This is a genomic window from Brachybacterium fresconis, assembly GCF_017876515.1.
GTDB lineage: Bacteria > Actinomycetota > Actinomycetes > Actinomycetales > Dermabacteraceae > Brachybacterium > Brachybacterium fresconis.
This window is the reverse complement of record NZ_JAGIOC010000001.1, coordinates 3,539,339-3,556,920: the sequence shown is the minus strand read 5'-3', so window position 1 is coordinate 3,556,920 and position 17,582 is coordinate 3,539,339. Positions and strand designations below refer to the sequence as shown.

The 17,582-nt window shown below is 66.0% G+C and carries 15 protein-coding genes; 5 read left to right on the top strand and 10 right to left on the bottom strand.

The window, feature by feature from the left end:
- Window positions 1–35 precede the first annotated feature (35 nt).
- The 5 genes from JOF44_RS15775 to JOF44_RS15755 all read right to left on the bottom strand — a co-directional run bounded on the left by JOF44_RS15775 (window position 36) and on the right by JOF44_RS15755 (window position 4,709).
- On the bottom strand, window positions 36–1,037 hold the full coding sequence (locus JOF44_RS15775) for a glycine betaine ABC transporter substrate-binding protein (protein WP_209893554.1): 1,002 nt from the start codon (window positions 1,035–1,037) through the stop codon (window positions 36–38).
- A gap of 2 nt (window positions 1,038–1,039) precedes the next feature.
- Window positions 1,040–1,834, bottom strand: coding sequence for an ABC transporter permease (locus JOF44_RS15770; RefSeq protein WP_209893551.1), 795 nt, complete (start codon window positions 1,832–1,834; stop codon window positions 1,040–1,042).
- A complete protein-coding gene (locus tag JOF44_RS15765) occupies window positions 1,827–3,068 on the bottom strand; it encodes a betaine/proline/choline family ABC transporter ATP-binding protein (protein ID WP_209893548.1) in 1,242 nt (413 codons plus the stop codon). The genes JOF44_RS15770 and JOF44_RS15765 overlap by 8 nt, the downstream gene beginning before the upstream one ends.
- The gene (locus tag JOF44_RS15760) at window positions 3,061–3,702 is read right to left on the bottom strand and encodes an ABC transporter permease (protein WP_209893544.1); all 642 of its coding nucleotides are present in this window, start codon (window positions 3,700–3,702) and stop codon (window positions 3,061–3,063) included. Before JOF44_RS15760 ends, JOF44_RS15765 begins: the two co-directional genes overlap by 8 nt.
- 176 nt (window positions 3,703–3,878) lie before the next feature.
- Entirely contained in the window at window positions 3,879–4,709 is an 831-nt protein-coding gene (locus JOF44_RS15755) for an FRG domain-containing protein (protein ID WP_209893541.1), read from the bottom strand.
- 608 nt (window positions 4,710–5,317) lie between these two features.
- On the opposite strand from JOF44_RS15755, the gene JOF44_RS15750 reads away from it, so the two are divergent.
- Genes JOF44_RS15750 through JOF44_RS15735 form a run of 4 tightly spaced genes read left to right on the top strand, consistent with a single transcriptional unit; the run spans window position 5,318 to window position 9,780 of the window.
- The gene (locus JOF44_RS15750; RefSeq protein WP_209893538.1) at window positions 5,318–6,607 is read left to right on the top strand and encodes an alpha-L-fucosidase; all 1,290 of its coding nucleotides are present in this window, start codon (window positions 5,318–5,320) and stop codon (window positions 6,605–6,607) included.
- Between the two features lie 40 nt (window positions 6,608–6,647).
- On the top strand, window positions 6,648–7,898 hold the full coding sequence (locus tag JOF44_RS15745; RefSeq protein ID WP_209893535.1) for an ABC transporter substrate-binding protein: 1,251 nt from the start codon (window positions 6,648–6,650) through the stop codon (window positions 7,896–7,898).
- 54 nt (window positions 7,899–7,952) lie between these two features.
- The gene (locus JOF44_RS15740) at window positions 7,953–8,879 is read left to right on the top strand and encodes a carbohydrate ABC transporter permease (protein WP_209896107.1); all 927 of its coding nucleotides are present in this window, start codon (window positions 7,953–7,955) and stop codon (window positions 8,877–8,879) included.
- Window positions 8,869–9,780 (top strand): carbohydrate ABC transporter permease, encoded by a 912-nt coding sequence (locus JOF44_RS15735; RefSeq protein WP_209893532.1) that lies wholly within the window; start codon window positions 8,869–8,871, stop codon window positions 9,778–9,780. Before JOF44_RS15740 ends, JOF44_RS15735 begins: the two co-directional genes overlap by 11 nt.
- A gap of 1,537 nt (window positions 9,781–11,317) precedes the next feature.
- On the opposite strand, the gene JOF44_RS15730 is transcribed toward JOF44_RS15735, so the two are convergent.
- The 3 genes from JOF44_RS15730 to JOF44_RS15720 are packed head-to-tail and all read right to left on the bottom strand — an operon-like array spanning window position 11,318 to window position 14,684.
- Window positions 11,318–13,276 (bottom strand): hypothetical protein, encoded by a 1,959-nt coding sequence (locus JOF44_RS15730; protein ID WP_209893529.1) that lies wholly within the window; start codon window positions 13,274–13,276, stop codon window positions 11,318–11,320.
- Window positions 13,273–13,599, bottom strand: a complete 327-nt coding sequence (locus tag JOF44_RS15725; protein WP_209893526.1) for a helix-turn-helix domain-containing protein — start codon at window positions 13,597–13,599, stop codon at window positions 13,273–13,275. The genes JOF44_RS15730 and JOF44_RS15725 overlap by 4 nt, the downstream gene beginning before the upstream one ends.
- A complete protein-coding gene (locus JOF44_RS15720; protein ID WP_342591810.1) occupies window positions 13,596–14,684 on the bottom strand; it encodes a tyrosine-type recombinase/integrase in 1,089 nt (362 codons plus the stop codon). Before JOF44_RS15720 ends, JOF44_RS15725 begins: the two co-directional genes overlap by 4 nt.
- Window positions 14,685–14,951: 267 nt before the next feature.
- Here JOF44_RS15720 and JOF44_RS21275 point away from each other — a divergent pair, with 267 nt between their 5' ends.
- Entirely contained in the window at window positions 14,952–15,143 is a 192-nt protein-coding gene (locus tag JOF44_RS21275) for a MazG-like family protein (protein WP_209893523.1), read from the top strand.
- 57 nt (window positions 15,144–15,200) lie between these two features.
- On the opposite strand, the gene JOF44_RS15710 is transcribed toward JOF44_RS21275, so the two are convergent.
- Together JOF44_RS15710 and istA are read right to left on the bottom strand one after the other, a co-directional pair.
- Window positions 15,201–15,947 (bottom strand): ATP-binding protein, encoded by a 747-nt coding sequence (locus JOF44_RS15710; protein ID WP_342591655.1) that lies wholly within the window; start codon window positions 15,945–15,947, stop codon window positions 15,201–15,203.
- A complete protein-coding gene (gene istA, locus JOF44_RS15705; protein ID WP_209887479.1) occupies window positions 15,944–17,506 on the bottom strand; it encodes an IS21 family transposase in 1,563 nt (520 codons plus the stop codon). The genes JOF44_RS15710 and istA overlap by 4 nt, the downstream gene beginning before the upstream one ends.
- Window positions 17,507–17,582 lie beyond the last annotated feature (76 nt).

The following is a 17,582-nucleotide window of genomic DNA, read 5'->3' as shown; positions in this document are numbered from 1 at the left end:
GGGGAGGAGATCCGCTGGCCCGCTCCCTGCCGCGTTCAGGGCTCGGTGACGAGGCCTTCGTCGAGCATGAAGTCATAGGCGACGTCGATCGGCTCCTCGCCGTTCTCGTCGACCCTCAGGTTGAGCTTCCGCATCGTCGCGTCGGTCAGTTTCGGTGTGACCTCGCTGAACACGTCGGCCAGGCTGGGATATTCCTCGAGAGTCCGGGTGTTGAGCACCGGGGCGACGTTGTAGGAGGGGAAGAAGCGCTTGTCGTCCTCCAGCACCGTCAGCCCCAGGCTGTCGATGCGGCCATCGGTCGTGAACACCTCACCGAAGTTGCAGGGCGTGCCGCGGTCGGTGGCCGTGTAGACCGCTCCGGTGTCGAACAGCGAGATGTTCTCCTCGGGAACGCCGTCGGCCTGTCCGCGCGGTATGCCGTAGGCCTCGAGCATCGGGTCCAGCCCGTCCTGGCGGGAGTTGAACTCCGCCTCGACGCAGATCGTGCGATCCTCGACCGGCAGCTCGGCGATGTCGCTCAGGGTCTCCACCCCGTCGAGCTCGTCGACGGCCTCGTCGCGCACCGCCAGGGCGTAGGTGTTGTTCAGCGGTCCCGGCTCGAGCCAGGTCAGGCCGTTGGCGGCGTCCTCCTCCTTGACGGCCTCCCACTGTTCCGTGCGGTCGGGGATCCCTTTCTCGTGCCCCAGATAGGTCAACCAGGCTGTCCCCGTGTACTCCCAGGTCATATCGGCTTTGCCGGTTTCCATCAGGCCGCGCGCCGGTTGGCTGCCCGGCACATTGGTGAGGTCCTCGACGCCGAATCCGGCGGCGGTGAGGGCCAGCAGCGCGATCTTCCCCTGGATGATCTGCTCGGTGAAGTTCTTCGAGGTCACGGTGATCTTGGCGTCGTCGGGCAGGTTCTCGATCCGTCGGATCGATCCCGGTCCCACCTGGGGGATGAGCGATGCGGCCGGTTCCAGCCCACAGCCCGCCACGGTGAGCAGACTCGCGCCGAGGAGAGTCTTCAGCGCCAGCCGACGGTTCGGACGAAAACCCATGATCAGATCCCCTTCGGACGTGCGATGTGCTCGACGACCCGGCCCAGCCAGTCGATCAACAGGGCCAGCAGGGCGATCAGGAGCGCGCCCACGACGAGCACCGGGTTGAGGTCCAGGTTGACGCCGGTGGTGATCAGCACCCCGAGGCCCCCTCCGTTGATGAACGTGGCCAGGGACGCGGTGCCGACGAGCAGCACGAGGGCGGTGCGCACACCGGCCAGCATCACCGGCACGGCCAGAGGCAGCTCGATCCGGACGAGCACCGCGACGGCGCTCATCCCCATCCCCCGGCCGGCCTCGACCAGACGCTGGTCCACCCCACGCAGCCCCACCATCGTGTTGCGCAGCACGGGCAGCGCCGAGTAGACCACCAGGGCGACGATCGCAGCCCAGAAGCCGGAGGGGATCAGGGCGGCGAGCAGGACGACCAGTCCGATGGACGGGGCGGCCTGTCCGGCGTTGGCCACGGCGATCACGGGGCCGCTGGCCTTGCGGAACCTCGGCCGGGTGAGCAGCACGCCCAGCGGGATGGCGATGGCCAGCACGAGCAGCGCGGACAGGAAGGTCAGCTGCAGGTGCTCGAGGGTGTATCGCTGCAGCGAGCCCGCGTTCAGCGTGCTGCGCTCGGTGTCGGTCAGCGGCGCGACCGCGACGTAGGTCAGCACTGCTCCCACGGCGACCAGGATGACCACCAGCTGGATCAGGAGCGCCCGCCAGCCCGCACCCAGCGCACCGGTGGCCTCCTTCGTCCGCGGCTCCTCCGTGCTCGTGCGGTCCTCGAGAGGGATCTCAGTCATCGTCGGCCTTCGTCACCGCGGGCATGTCACTGGTGTTGGTGCCGATGGGCGCGTCGGGGTCCGGGGCGGACTGTTCGCGGACCTCGGTGATGGCTCTCATCACGGTCTCCACGTCGATGACACCGGCGAACTGTCCCCGGTTGCTCGTGGCCAGGGCTCCACCCACGCTGATGACCAGCATGGTGTCCAGCGCGTCGTTCAGCGGTGCTCCCATCCCGACCAGCGGGAGGTCGGGATCAGCTCTGCTGGGCAGCTGCGGGAGGCGTTCCAGCTCCCGCAGTGATGGCCAGGCCACCGGTCGCTGGTTCCGGTCCACGACGACCACGTGATCGTGGCCGGCGTGCCGGGCGCGGGCCAGGGCATCGGCGCTCGAGACGTCGGGGGTGACGGTGATCGCCTCGACCAGTTCGACGTCCCGTACACGGCGCAGCGAGAGCTGCTTCAAGCCGGCGCCGGAACCGATGAAGTCCTCGACGAAGTCGTCCGCGGGATCGCCCAGGATGCGCTCTGGCGTGTCGTACTGCACCACTCGGGCGCCTTCGTCGAGGATGGCGATCCGATCGCCCAGCTTGACGGCCTCGTCGAAGTCATGGGTCACGATGACGATGGTCTTGTTGAGTTCGTGCTGGATCCCGATCAGCTCGTCCTGCAGTCTCTGCCGGGTGATCGGGTCCACCGCGGCGAACGGCTCGTCCATCAGCAGCACCGGGGGGTCCGCGGCGAGTGCGCGCGCCACGCCGATGCGCTGCTGCTGGCCGCCGGAGAGCTCCCGGGGGTACCGGTCCCGGTAGATGTCGGGGTCGAGCGAGACCAGCTCCAGCAGCTCGTTCACGCGCTCCTCGATCCGATCCGCGTCCCAGCGCAGCATCTTGGGCACCAGGGCCACGTTGGCGGCCACACTCATGTGCGGAAACAGCCCGCCGGCCTGGATCACGTAGCCGATCCGCCGCCGGAGCCTGTCCCCGTCGATGTCGGTGACGTCCTCACCACCGAGCAGGATGCGCCCCGCGGAGGGCTCGACCAGCCGATTGATCATCTTCAGCGTGGTGGTCTTGCCGCACCCTGAGGGACCCACGAGCATCACCACCTGCCCGGCGGGGATCTCCAGGGTGATGCTGTCCACGGCCGGTGCCTTCTGGCCGCGGAAGCGTTTGGTGACGCCATCGAGCGTGATCGAGCGGCCGGTGACGGCGGCTGCGTCGGGCGTTTCTGTGGCGGAGGCAGTGTCAGGCACGGATACCTTTCGACGTGGTCAGTCGGCCGATGCCGAGCAGGATGAGATCGAGGATGAGCGCGAGGATGATCACGCCGATCAGTCCGACCAGAACCGAGTTGAGCGCGTTGGCTCCGCCCTGGCGGGAGAGCCCGGAGAAGATGTAGCCGCCCAGTCCGGGGCCCAGCACGTAGGCGGCGACGGTGGCGATGCCCATCACCATCTGCGCCGAGACCCGGATCCCGCTGAGCACCACGGGCCAGGCCAGCGGCAGCTCCACCTGGAAGAAGGTGCGCATTCTGCTCATCCCGGCGCCGCGCGCCGACTCGACGAGCGCGGAATCCACTCCCGCGAGCCCCACCACCGCGTTGCGCAGGATCGGCAGCGTCGCGTAGAAGGTCACGACCACGACCGCCGGGAGGACCCCGAATCCCAAGGGGGCGATGAGCAGTCCGATCAGGGCGAAACCAGGGATGGTCAGCCCGACCGCGGAGACGGCGTTCGCGGCGGCGCTCCAGCGCTTTCGGCGGTAGACCAGGGCTCCGATGCCGAGGCCCACGACGCTCGCCAGGATCAGGCACTGCACCACCAGGCTGAAGTGCTGCCAGGAGCTGAAGGCGATCTGGTCGAAGCGGCTGGAGACGTACTCCCACACGGGTGGACTCCCTCGATCGAGCGTGGCTGAATCCTTTCGGCTCGGCTCACGGGCATCGGGTCACGGAACGTGTCCGTCCGAGCGTTGTGGGTGATCCTAACGTCAGGGGCAGGTATCGCGGGCTGGGATTCATGCCGAGCCGGCGGTATCGCGCGATCCACGCCGTGGCCCACACGTCAGACCTTCGAACGGCGCCCGTGGCTCTTGGCGAAGACCTCTTGGTGGGGCTGGTGCCAGATCGTCGGGTACACGTACTCCTCGGTGAGGCCCGTACGCTCCTCGATCCAGTCCTGCAGCATCCTCTTGAACTTCTTGTCGATCCGGAAGGTGGCGATATCCGACTTCGGCGCTCCGACTCGGCCAGGTCTGCCCCGTCGCGCGAGCCTGTTCGCCAGCCACGTCTCCGACGCGCCCTGCGACTCAGCCGTCAGATTCACTCGAACACGGGCATCCGTCGTACTCACCGTGGATAGTAGGAAGTGCCCACGCTGGATGCGCAACCGATCGCTCACGTCAGGTGCCGAGTACAGGATCGGCTTGCTTCGCGGCAGGTCACCATAGATCTTGCGGAAGGAGCGGGTGTCGAACGGAAGCACCTTGACGTCGTCCGTCATCGTGGGACGTCGGATGGCGAAGAGAACTCCATCCTTCTCCGCGTCTCGCGAGGACGGGCTGACGACTGCCATGTAGAGCGCCACCATCGGATCCATTGAGACGTCGAGCAGGGGCGTCGCCGCACCGTGGTGCTGCGCCTGCGCGAGCAACGCGAGATCGGGAAGCGCCGCCCCTTCGTGAGTATCCAACTTCGCCCTGCGAAGGTCGTCGAGCAGGCTCTCGGTCGCCGAGACGACCGAGCCGTCATCGACGGCTCGGTTCGAGAACTCGATCCGTGTGTGAACCCCTGCGGTCAGATCGTGGTCAGCGTTCGCCTGACCTCGCCACAGCCAGACGTCCTTGTCGCCGTAGTAGCCATGGAGGTCGAGAATCGCTCGCAGCAGTTCTCGCACTCGATAATCCGTGGTCCCGGTCGGCTGCTCCCACCAAGGCCAGAGTTTCTTGCTCGGCATCTTGCCCCCGCCTCTCGTGCGGCGTGGCGCCCATGTCGCCCCGCGACTCCGACGAGATCATAACCTCTCCGTTCGGTCAGATATCACCGCTGGAATAGAGCCGCAGCATCGGCTCGGGGACGTCGGGCTGAGCGACGGCAGGAGCCGTTTTCGACGCCGGGCTCCCGCGCCCGGTCGCTGCCGCAGGGGGCGTCGCCGTTCTGGCGCATCGGCTCGGAGCCCGAGCACGGAAGACCCCGGAAGCTGATGACGCGTCGGAACACAACGTCGGAACACAACATGGACCTGCACATGACCGCCAGATCCCCCGCGAAGGCATCCGAGGTCTATGGACGACAAGAACGGAAATCACGGGTAAGAGCCACGGTCATACGCAGCTCGGCGGGCAGACGTGAACACACCCCTTGACATACCTCCGACCTCTCTACAGCATGTGATGCACGTCATGGCCGTGCTCCCAAGCCGCTTCGAGACGCCCTGGGACCCACCGAGCTCAACCATCGCGTCCCCCACGGAAACCGCAACGACACCCCTACTGGAGATCAGTGATGCCGACACCGTCGACCGCCACAACGCCGACGCCCTCCACCGAGTGGTTCGATCACGACCGCTTCGGGATGTTCATCCATTTCGGGCTCTATTCGATGCCTGCACGTCACGAATGGGTCATGTCCATCGAGGAGCGGGACGCATCCGAGTACGAACGCTACGCGCGGTACTTCGATCCCGATCTCTTCGATGCTGCGACCTTCGCGCGGCTCGCCAAGGACGCGGGCATGAAGTACGTCGTCCTGACGACGAAGCACCATGAGGGCTTCTGCCTCTGGGACACGGCGCTCTCCGACTACAGCGCACCGCGGTCGTGCGGGCGTGATCTGGTGCGCGAGTTCGCGGATGCCGTCCGCGCCGATGGCCTGAAGGTGGGGCTGTACCACTCGGTCCTCGACTGGCACCACCCCGACTACACGGTCGACGAGCGGCACCCGCTGCGCGACTGCTCCGACATCGACAGCGTCGACCGGGGCAAGGACATGGCGCGCTACCGAGACTACCTGCATAGACAGGTGCGCGAGCTTCTGACCGACTACGGCCCGATCGACTACATGTTCTACGACTTCACCTTCCCCGGAGACTTCGGGAAGGGCCCGGAGGACTGGCACGCCGAGGAGCTGCTGGCGATGACCCGCGAACTCCAGCCGGGGATCATCGTGAACGACCGTCTGGGCATCCCCGGCGACCTCGTCACACCCGAGCAGTATCAGCCGGACAGCCCCATGACCGACGATGACGGACGCCCCGTGCGCTGGGAAGCGTGCCAGACCCTCAACGGGTCGTGGGGCTATGACCGGGACAACCTCGACTTCAAGAGCACGCACATGCTCCTGAGCATGCTGGTGGATTCCGTCGCGAAGGGAGGGAACCTGCTGCTGAACATCGGCCCGGACGGACGCGGCAACGTCCGGGACGAGGACACGCAGAGGTTGGAGGACATCGGCCGATGGATGCACCTCCACCAGCGGTCCATCTACGGCGCCGGTCCGGCCACTGCGCTGACAGCACCCGCGGGGACCGTCATGACCCAGCGCGAGAACCGCGTGTACGTGCATTTCCTGGCGTGGCCCCTCAAGCACCTCCACCTCACGAACGCCGGGGGCCGGATCGCCTACGCGCAGCTGCTCAACGACGCCTCTGAAGTCACCTTCCAGGAGACGGACCCGCAGGCGAGAGCGTGGAACACCAATGTCGGTGGCCTCGAGCCCGGCACGGTCACCTTCCAGCTGCCCGTGCAGAAGCCCGATCCGTGGATCCCCGTCCTGGAGATCTTCCTCGAGGAATGACCCGCCGGCGGACTCCCGCCCGTCTCGACGAGGAGACAGTATGTTCCCTCATACCCTCTCGCGGAGGACGCTGACCTCCGCGATGCTCGCCGGCCCGCTTCTGGCGTCGTGCGCGCCCGCGACGGACCCCGGCGGGCATGCCGACTCCTCGGGCCACGCCACCGTCTCGTGGACGATGTGGTCCGGCGGCAGCGAGGAGCGGCAGTCCTGGCAGGACGCCGCCCGCACCGTCGAGCGCGAACACTCGAATCTCACGGTCGAGCTGCAGACCAGCGCGTTCGAGGACTACTTCACGAATCTCGGCACCCGCATCGCCGGCGACGCCGCTCCGTGCGTCGTCAGCATGCAGAGCCTGCGGCTGGGGACCTTCGACGACGCGATGCTCCCCCTGGACGACCTGATCGCGGAGAGCGACCTGGACCTGGCGGCCTTCGATGACAACGCCCTCGAGGCTCTGCAATCGGAGGGCAGGCAGATGGCGTTGCCGTACGACAACGGGCCGATCCTGATGCTCTACAACCGGGACATATTCGAGGCCTCCGGCGTTCCTGCGCCCGGCGCGGGGTGGACGATCGAGGACTTCGAAGAGGCGGCGCGTTCCCTGACGCAGGGTACCCAGTTCGGGTACTCCGCGTTCCCCAACAGCGAACCCATGCTCTCCATGCTGCTGTCCTACAACGGCGCCACGGCGGTGACCGACGATCGCCGGCTGACCCTCGACTCCCCGGCCATGATCGAGGCCTTCAGCTGGTACTCCGGACTGGTGCGCGATCTCGGAGTGGCACCGGAGATCTCGGGGAACACCGACGTCGCCCTCGATCAGTTCCTGGCCGGGAACGCGGCCATGGTCCCCACCGGCCCGTGGGCGATCCTGAACGTCAACGCCCAGGCGGACTTCACCGTCGGCCTCGTCCCTCTGCCCGTCGGGTCGAACGGTCCCGCGACGCTCTCCGCGGGGTCCGGCTTCGGCATCTCCACGAGCTGCCCCGTCGTCGACGAGGCGTTCCTCGCGGTCACCAGCCTCACGGGACCGGACACACTGGAAGCACTGGCCTCCGAGGGCCGAGCCTTCCCGTCGCGGACCGCACCGCAGGCGTCCTGGTACGCGAACGCCCCGGCGGGTTCCGAAGAGGCTCTGTCGGCGGCGCTCGACACGGCCACACCACTGGTCACGAGCGAGAACTGGACTCAGGTCGCCGACGGCATCGCCCAGTACGGAGGGCAGGCATTCAACGGGGAGAAGGATCCGCAGAGCGTCCTGCGCATCCTCCAGGACGAGTACGAACGCTGACCCACAAGCCGTGCGACGAGGCGCGGCGACCTCTCGGAGGAGGACCACGTGACGATGACCCGAACCGCGGCGCAGGCAACGCGCACACCGCCGACGCCCGGAGCACGCCGGCGGCGCCGCTCCGACTCCGTGGCCGCCGCCGCCTTCACCTCCCCCGCGTTCATCGGCCTGACGGCGTTCACGCTCTTCCCCATCGTGATGTCGGTGGTGGTGAGCCTGTGGAACTGGCCGGCCTTCGGCGACCGCGAGTTCCTCGGGCTCTCGAACTACACGGATCTGCTCACCAGCCGCCAGTTCCGCCGGGTCATCGTCAACACCGTGCTCTACACCGGGCTGTACCTGCCGCTGAACATCATCGTGTCGCTGGGACTCGCGATCTGGATCTCCACGATGAGGAGAGGGAAGCAGACGCTGCGAGTCATCTTCTTCATCCCCGTCGTCACGCCGATCGTCGCGCAGGTACTGGTCTGGAGGCTCATGTATCAGCCCGACGGCGCCATCGATGGAGTGCTGGCACCGCTGGGGGTCGAGGCGCCCAACTTCCTGGGAGACAGCTCCTGGGCGATGATCTCGATGGTCGTGATGAGCGTGTGGCAGGGATTCGGGTACAACATGCTGATCTTCTCCGCGGCGCTGGACCAGATCCCGCAGTCCGTGCAGGACGCCGCGAGCGTCGACGGGGTGACGCCGCTGCAGCGGTTCCGCTCCGTCACCCTGCCGATGATCTCCCCGATGATGTTCTTCGCGACGACGATGACGCTGATCACCTCGTTCCAGGTCTTCGCCCAGCCCTACCTGCTGACGGGCGGAGGACCCGGGAACGCGACGGAGACACTGGTGCTCTTCGTCTATCGGGAAGGGTTCAGCGCCTTCTCCCTGGGGTCGGCGGCGGCCGCGGGCTGGTTCCTGTTCGCCCTCATCCTGCTCGTGACACTCGTGCAGTTCATCGGACAGAAGAAGTGGGTGCACTATGACTCCTGAGACGACCCGCGAGCCGCTGGTGCCGCAGAGCCATCGGTCCGGGAACCCGCAGCCCTCCGCCCGCCGCAGGAGGCGTCCGCGGGCGGTGCGGCACGCGATCTCCGCCGCACTGCTGTGGCTAACCGCCCTCGTCTTCCTGTCGCCGATCATCTATGCCGTGGCGGTCTCCCTGAAGCCCCCGGCGGACATCTTCGACATCCCGCCGACTCTGCTGGGCTCGGAGATCCGGTGGGAAAACTACATCGAGGCGATGACGTACCTGCCGTTCCTGCGGTTCATCGCCAACAGCCTCGTGGTGGCCGGCGCCGGGACGGTGATCGTGCTCGCCGTCTCCAGCCTGGCCGCATACGCCTTCGCCCGGCTGCGGTGGCGGATGCGCGCGCTCTTCTTCCTGCTCTTCCTGTCCACGCTGATGATCCCGCAGGAGGTCCTGGTCATCCCGCTGTTCATCGAGATGCAGGTGTTCGGCTGGGTCGACTCGTACCAGGCGCTCATCCTCCCCTTCGCCTTCACGGCCTTCGGCACGTTCCTCGTCCGGCAGTTCTTCTTGGGGGTGCCGGCTGAGCTGGAGGACGCCGCACGCATCGACGGGGCGGGGCATGCTCGCATCTTCCTCTCGGTGATGCTGCCCCTGGCACGGCCCACCCTCGCCGTCCTGGCGGTCTTCACCTTCATCACCTACTGGAACAGCTTCCTGTGGCCGCTCGTGATCACCCACAGCATCTACGAGAAGGGCGTGGTCCCCGTCGGACTGGCGCTCTTCTTCAGCCAGCAGGGCAGCCAGTGGCACCTCGTCATGGCCGCCTCCATCGTCTCGATGGTCCCGACGGTGATCCTCGTGCTGCTGCTGCGGCGTCACCTCGTCAGCGGAATCGCCACCGCAGGCCTCGGCGGTCGGTGACAGCGCCGGAGGCGCCAGGTCCGAGGGGCATGTCCGCACGACGCCTCGAGAGCGTTGCTTCTGCGCGAAGGGAACGATGACCCGTATGCGGCATCATCGGATGCACGCGTCATGGCTTAATGCATGGGTCCCGTCTCTTAGCCGCAGCTCTGTGACCTGAGGGGCTGCGCGGCGAGGCCGCGGATTCGGGGCGCCAACGGGGCGGTCGTTCGGATGGTGAGGACCGCGCCGGACGACATCCAGAGACGCGCCCCTCGCTTCCGCTCTCGTCACCTATCCCAGTGTCGACCATTGCTACGGTGAGGTCGTGACCGATGCCCCACTCCTTCCGACTCTTCGCTCGTTCATGGCCGAACGCGACTGGGAGCAGTTCCACAGTCCGGAGAACCTCGCCAAGTCCGTCGCGATCGAGGTCTGGTGCAAGTGCTCAATTGCAGTGGGCAATACTCGGATGACTTCGCAGTTGTGGAGTGACCGCCCGCACGTTGAGGCCGCGGGCCGACCGCCTGGGCACAGGTTCCCGGCGTCGATGAGCGATCTCGATGTTGGCCATACCTTCGCATCCCAACAGTAGGTTCTGTGCCCGCTCCCCGTGATCAGCAGACTTCATCCGTCGAGGACAATAGCCAGCGCCGAAATTCCACGTCGTCGTCATCGTGAAACACAAGGGAAGGAGCTATATCCGATCTCCCGACCCAAGAACCGCCCGCCACTAACGAAATGCGACATTAGGGTTGAGTGGCACCGTTCCGTTCGGAGCGGAAGCGGACCTTGCGAGCAGTCCGCAATAGCACTTCCCCAAGCAGGAGAGTGCAGCCGACCGCCAGAAACTCCTCTAGACCGACATCCACTGTCAGCATTTTGAGTACTAAAATACTTCCAACGTAGCCGCCGACAAATCGTAGACAGAACCTCGTAAAACGCGACACGGGCACCCTCCTGTACTTACCTGTTAACAAGAATGCCCAAGACGAAGAACCCGGCACCGGTCAGGATGCTACAGGAAAGCGAGTTATCAGCACACCAGTCCTGTGCGCTCGCATAATCTCCAGCTACAGCTTCCTTAATTCCGATCGAGTCGGCATTGTCAATCTGAGCGATCAGTGTCGGCCGGCCTCGCGTAATGTCATAGAGCCGATACTCCCCCGAACAGTCTTCGGGATTCTTTCCCGTCCAAGGGGTGCCCTCGACACCGCTACTTCCGCTAGTGATGCAAGTAGCGGTTGTCTCTGAGACACTGGGATTATCGGCGTAAGCAACCCCAGCAGTGCCGAATGCGGTTCCCGCCGAAACTGCCAGAGTTGCCGCGGCCGTAAGGACTTTGCGACGCATACGTGAAACACGTCCTCTCATTGCTCTCGCTGATGCGTGAGTGACGCACGTTACACCATTCAGGTTGCGGCAGCCACGTGGCGCCCTCGATCTACCTGGCCAACGGGACTAATCCACCAGCCCACGTCGGCGACCACACGAGGTGCATGCCAGAGCATGCGAAGCCGTCGATCACGGATCCGTCGGGCCCGTGGTCAAGCTCGGCTCAGAGCCGGATCGCGGGGTATTGCGCATAGGCGGATGCGGCGACGGTCTGCCATCTTGCGGCGACGTTTGGCGACGCTCCGGTGAGGTCGCAGAGCAGTGCGACGGGCATGGTGGCGGCGAGGTTTAGCAGTGCGGCTCCTCGGAGTTCGACGAGGCTGCAGTTGAGGTTCTGCAGGTCTGTGGTGAATCGGCTGGCGTGCACGTGTTCGCCGGCTCGCAGTTTCGACGGGAAGAGCCACGTTGATTCCATGTCCCATCGCCGTGGGGCGGCGAGTTGCCGTCGGATCAGCGCTGGCAACGGGGGCGGCAGCTGGAAGGGTGTCGCCCCGAGCTGGAGTTGCATCCCGTCGGTGTCATCGATGATGCTCGTGGTGCTTAGGGCTGCGATGGTCGTGCTTGGCCTGCCGGAGATGCCTGCGAGTAGTCCGCAGATGCGGGTTCTGAGCCGGATTGTTTCGTCCGTCGCGAATCGGTGCATCCAGGCTCTGTAGGTGTCGATCGGGTACGCGGTGTAGGGGGTCGCATATGGAGACGGGATCGGGTGGATCCGTTCGGCGATTCCTCTCTGCGACGCCCAGCGCAAGAAGGCAGCGAGCGGTTCGAAGTTGCGCGGGTGCCGGTCGAGGTAGGACTCCACGGCGTCTTGCGGGGCGGTCTTCAGTTCGATCCCGCCTGCGTCAAGGTCGGCGAGAAAGTCAGCGGCGATCCGGCATAAGCGGCGGGCGCGAACGAACGTGCCGTCGGTGATTCCATTGCGTTGGACGAGTATCTGATTGCGAGCAGGGACGTGCCACCGGCAAAAGGGCCCGAGGGTGCGCGTGATGTGTTCGGGGCGGCCCTGGAGGAACGTGTCGATCCAGGCCGTGAACTGCACCGATGCGGTGTCCCGGGGTTCCAGTGCGCCCACGTCGACGAGCGCATGACGGAGCAGGTTCACCGCCTGAAGCGTGGGGTGCTGGTCCAATGCTTCATGGGTGAGCTCGATGTCCTCGGTAAGGATCTCGCGCAGGATCGCGGCGGATGCGCTGCGGCCGGGCCAGCGTGCCATGCTCTTGGGTTCGGGGTGGTGGAGGAGGCGTTGCCGGAGCGGTTCGAGAGCCTGACGGCGGGCGGGCGTTCCGGTGGCGAACAGGTCGTCGATGGCGATGCGTGCAAGGCACGGGTAGCAGCGTTTCCCGTTGCGGATGTCTTCGACGCCACACGCGGCGCAGATGAACCGCGATCGCACCCCTGTGCAGGCCGAGCACGCCAGAGTACCGTCGTCGGCGACCGACGCGACCAGGCCGACCGTGCCGCATCGCGGGCAGGGGCGGCGAGTGCCGCGGATGATGTTGAAGCAGGGTTCGCAAGTCGCGCCGCCGAGGAACCTGACCTGGACTCGCCGCTCACGGCCGCAGTGGACGCAGGGCTCGATCTTGCCGGGCGCGCACTGGGGGCAAATCGGGCCGTCCGCTGTTCGGTTCTGGACGAGCCGGTCATGCCCACATCGGATGCAAGTCTTCTTTGCCTCCGGCCGTCGCCGGTAGCAGGTCTCGCATAGGCTCTTCTCCTCGATGCGGTGCGAGATCACTCTGGTCTTGTCGCAGCCGTCGCAGCGACGGGTGTATCGAACGTTCCGGCACGCATTGCAGACCCGGAGTCCGTCCTCGAGCGTTTGCGTGAGCAGTTGTTCTCGGCCGCATCCGCTGCATACTGGCAGGGCGACCGGGAACCCGCTGGCTCGGAGCATCCGCAGCAATCGTTGCGCCTGACGAGGGAGGTGCGGATCGGCGTCAGTGATCCAGGTCGCGTCCGCCTCGGCAAGGAAACGTCGAAGATGTGCCTGCCCCTGCGGCGTGGGGGCAACCTGCTCGAGCAGCGCCCGCACCCCCGCCTCGCCGACCGCCGTCCACGGGTCACCATGGGAGAGCAGCGCGGCGGTGTTGTCGAGAAGTGCGGTAGATGATCGCGGGGTCACGACTTGTCGGGCCGGGTGATCCGCGCCGGGACAGTCTTGAGTGTGCCGATGTCGGTGACCGTGCCGCCACCGGCGGCTTTTGGTTGCGCGCGTGCCGCGACGGTGAAGCTGATCAGATCGTTCGGTGTGCAGTCGAGGATCACGCAGAGCGCGTCGAGGACCTCGATGTTCAGCCGTTGCGGGTTGGATGTCACCAGGCGGTAGACCTGCTCGCGTGAGAGTTTCACGCCCTGATCGGCGAGCAGCGGCACCAGCTCGGTGGTCTTGTATATGCCGTTCTCGGCGAGCTTGCGGCGAAGATGCCAATCGAATTGACGGGTCATGCGGTTTCTCCTTCTCCGAGCACGCGTCGCAGCGCTTCTTGGAAGATGCGGTTCTTGAAGTCGTCACCGACCGACGTGTAGATCGCGGTCGTCGAGGAGTGATTGTGTCCGACCTGCTCCTGCACGAACTGGGCGGCGTAGCCAAACTCGACCAGGTGGGTCACGTAGGAGTGGCGGAGACTGTGCAATGTCAGCGCAGAATCCAGGCCCGCCGCGTCGCGGATCTGCGCGAACCGCTGGTCCACCGTGCGAGTTGTCATGCGGGTGCGTCGTTCACTGACCCACAGAGCTTCCGTCGCAGTCGCGAGCCGCGGTCGCACTTCCTCAACCCAGTAGCGCAGTCCTTCTGATGCCCACGCGAACTCCGGGCACGCCAGCACGGTGCGGCGGCGCGGCGGTGACCCCTTCATCGCCTTGCCGTATCGAACCTGCACCTTCGCATACGTGCCCCACTCGGGAACGTAGGGATTGGGGCGGAGGTCGTTCAGATCGAGCATCACCGCCTCGCGACGTCGGAGCCCGAACGCGTAGACTGTCTTGAAAAACTGCGCGTCCCGCAGCGCGGGCAACGCACCCTTCTTGCGGCCCGCGAGCAGGTGGTGGGCGCGCTCATCGGCCTGCGCGAAGAATGCCTCGAGCTCGTCATACCCGAACGGCCGTCGAGTGGGCCGTGCCTCGAACTCAGCCAGGTGCGCGAACGTGTTCCACGGATGACAGATCTGGGCTGGCGCGGCCCCGAACCGTTCCAGACAGACGTCGACCCAGTCGTAGGACGGATGCGAGATGTACCCGCAGAAGCCCTTCACGATCTGGTGGTAGCCGCGGATCGTGGAGTGCGCCAACGGTTCCGGACGAGACAGCAGCGACGAGGTGAAGTCTTCAACGTCCTGCGGCCGCCACTCCCACGGATAGGTCTCAGCGAAATGGAAGAACCGCTTCACGCCGAACTGATGCGTCCGGATCGTGGCTTCTGACAGGCCACGCGAGCGCATCGAGACGGCGTAGCGGCGCAGCATCTCCTCGAACGTCGAACGAGCCGGGTCCAGCTGTAACACCGGAGCCAGGGATCGGACTTCGCGGGTCACCACCCGCACCTCGGCATTGCGTCTACTGCATCATACATGCCATAAATGTATCATGGAGTCTGCCAGTGCAACGCGGCATCCACGATTGGGCACTACGCCCGGGACGGTGTCCGCAGCATGCAGCAAGCACCGATCTGCCTCTTGATCAGGGAATTGTTGAGCTGAGTCCGCCGCGAGGCACGCGGCAACGGAGGCACTCAGTCACGTCGAACCGGCCTTGCGGCGCGCGGTGGGGCCGCGTCAACATCCACACCATTGACTCATCCAATGCAACTCTGCTCACTTGCCGGCGAACTGCTCGAGTGCTTCCAATGGGACGCCGCCAGCGACCGGGATGAGGTGGCCGACGAGCTGGCCGACGTCCTCACCTACGCGCTGCTCCTCGCGGACCGACTCGACCTGGATGAATATTTGAAGCTGTGGAGGCCACCGGATATTGCCTCTGGGGGCCAGGGGTAGTGCCGGTGGGGGCCAGCGGTCGCGGCTGTCGGGGCCGCCGGCCTCCACCGGGGTTGGTTACTTGAGCGTGGCGACGTGCTCGCGCATGTTGTGGCTGCCGGTATCGACCCAGATGGTGTTGTGGACGATCCGGTCCATGATCGCGTCGGCGTGGACTCCGGAGCCGAGGCGTTGGTGCCAGTCCTTCTTCGCGTACTGGGTGCAGAACACGGTCGAGGCGTTGTCGTAGCGGTGTTCGAGGAGCTCCAGCAGCATGTAGCGCATGTCCGCGTCAGGGTGGTCCAGGAGCCACTCGTCGATCACCAGCAGGCTGAACGCTGCGTATTTCCGCAGGAACTTGTTCTTCCCCTGGGGCTTGTCGCGGGCCAGGGCCCAGGCCTCGGCGAGGTCGGGCATCCGGATGTAGTGGGCACGGATTCGGTGCTGGCAAGCCTGTTTGGCCAATGCGCATCCCAGATACGACTTCCCCGAGCCGGTGAAGCCCTGGAAGACGACGTTCTGCTGGCGGGCGATGAATGAGCACGTCGCGAGCTGGGTGATCACGTTGCGGTCCAGGCCGCGCTGCTCGATCAGGTCGAGCCGGCGGAGGTCAGCACCGGGGTAACGCAGTCTGGCCCGGCGGATCAGTCCTTCGACCTTCGCGTGGGTGAACATCGAGTGGGCCTCGTCGACGGCGAGCTGGAGACGGTCTTCGAACCCCATCCCCAGCACGAGGTTCTCATCCTGGGTCTCGAACGCTTCCAGCAGCGGTGCCGCGCCCATCTCGCGCAGCTTGCGCTTGGTCTCGATATCGATGACGCTCACTTCACACCTCCGGCGTAGTAGTCGCCGCCACGGACGTAACCGCCCTGCTCAGCGTTCTCTTCTCGTGGTGGCCGCAACGCGGCCATCCGGTCCTGGCCGGTCGCCAAAATGGGGTGCAGGTGCGCATAACGCGGCGACCTCACCCTCCCGGCCAGCGCCAGCTGGCAGGCCGCTTCTACCCGTTCACTGGAGTAGCGGCGCGATAGGCGCAGCACCGCCAGCGCGGCGTCCAGGCCCTGCTCATCGATGGGCACGGACTCGAAGATCCGGTCGATCACGGTCACGGCTGCGGGGCCGATCCGCTCGGCCCACGCCCTCACTCGTGCAGCGTCCCAGGGCTGGTAACGCTCCCCACCGGGAAGGTCAGCCTCGTTGGTGCGGTACTCATTGGCCGCAGTCTCCGGCAGCAGCAGGTGGCTGGTCAGCCGCTCGGTGCCGCGATAGACCTCCAACGCCCGGTCGGTGATCCGCAGATCCACCCGCTCCCCGATATGAGCGAACGGCACCGAGTAGTAGTTCCGTTCCCAGACCACGTGCGCGTTGCGTCCGACCCGGCGGGCATAGACCCACCGCGAGATCTCATAGCCCACCGCCGGCAGCACGGTCAGCAACGGCTTCTCCTCCGCGGTGAAGACGCTGGCCCGAGACCCGGGCCGCTTCTGGAACGGCTCGGCGTTGTACTCGTCCATCCGCTCGGCGACCGCTGCTGTCAACTCCGGCAGCGAGGTGAATCGTCGATCCCGCAGTCCCGCGATGATCCAGGTCGCCACGTGCGCGACCGTGTTCTCCACGCTGGCCTTGTCCTTGGGCTTCTTGATCCGGCCGGGAAGGACTGCCGCGGAGTAGTGCGCGGCCATCTCCCGGTAGGCGTCGTTGAGGACGACCTCGCCCTCGCGGGGATGCTTGATCACCCCGGTCTTGAGGTTGTCCGGCACGACCCGGGGCGTCGACCCGCCGAAGGCCTCGAACATCGCCACATGCGCGCGCTGCCAGGTGTCCTGACGCATATCCAGCGCCGGCCAGGCGAACGCGTAGCGGCTAAACGGCAGGCACCCCACGAACAGGTAGACCCTGGTCTCCTTCCCGGTGACCGGGTCGCTCAGCGTCATCGTGGGGCCGGACCAGTCGACCTCCACGCTCGCGGCAGCCTTGTGCCCGACCCGGGAGGCGGCCCCGGTGACCAGGACATGACGCTGGTAGGTCTTGCAGAACCGGTCATAGCCCATCGCCGGATCTCCCGCAGCAGCGCAGGCATCGACGTACTCACCGTGCAGCAGCTTCAGCGTCACCCCCACCCGGGCCATCTCGCGGTGGGCGCGTTCCCAGTCCGGCTGGGCGAACACGCTCTCATGCTCACCCCGGCCCGGGAACAACCAGGCATACACCTCCCCGTCAGGGAAGTCGGCGACATCGTCCCAGCTGATCTCGGCCGCGTCTGCAGCTTCCAGTACTGCCGTGATGCTCTTGCGCGACATGCCCTGCGACGCCGCGATCGCCCGCCCGGACAAGCCCTCCGCCCGCAGCTGCAGCACGAGCTTCGCTCTAATCTTCCGTACCATTTCCGATTGCTCCTTCCGCCACGTGCCCTATACACGCGGCGGAAGGAGCCTATGGACGTGGCCCCCAAGCACACCG

Bases quoted from the DNA above. Each gene is read 5' to 3' on its own strand.
- JOF44_RS15775 (WP_209893554.1), bottom strand. From the start codon at position 1,037: ATGGGTTTTCGTCCGAACCGTCGGCTGGCGCTGAAGACTCTCCTCGGC.
- JOF44_RS15770 (WP_209893551.1), bottom strand. From the start codon at position 1,834: ATGACTGAGATCCCTCTCGAGGACCGCACGAGCACGGAGGAGCCGCGG.
- JOF44_RS15750 (WP_209893538.1), top strand. From the start codon at position 5,318: ATGCCGACACCGTCGACCGCCACAACGCCGACGCCCTCCACCGAGTGG.
- JOF44_RS15745 (WP_209893535.1), top strand. From the start codon at position 6,648: ATGTTCCCTCATACCCTCTCGCGGAGGACGCTGACCTCCGCGATGCTC.
- JOF44_RS15740 (WP_209896107.1), top strand. From the start codon at position 7,953: ATGACCCGAACCGCGGCGCAGGCAACGCGCACACCGCCGACGCCCGGA.
- JOF44_RS15735 (WP_209893532.1), top strand. From the start codon at position 8,869: ATGACTCCTGAGACGACCCGCGAGCCGCTGGTGCCGCAGAGCCATCGG.
- JOF44_RS15725 (WP_209893526.1), bottom strand. From the start codon at position 13,599: ATGACCCGTCAATTCGATTGGCATCTTCGCCGCAAGCTCGCCGAGAAC.
- JOF44_RS21275 (WP_209893523.1), top strand. From the start codon at position 14,952: ATGCAACTCTGCTCACTTGCCGGCGAACTGCTCGAGTGCTTCCAATGG.
- istA (WP_209887479.1), bottom strand. From the start codon at position 17,506: ATGGTACGGAAGATTAGAGCGAAGCTCGTGCTGCAGCTGCGGGCGGAG.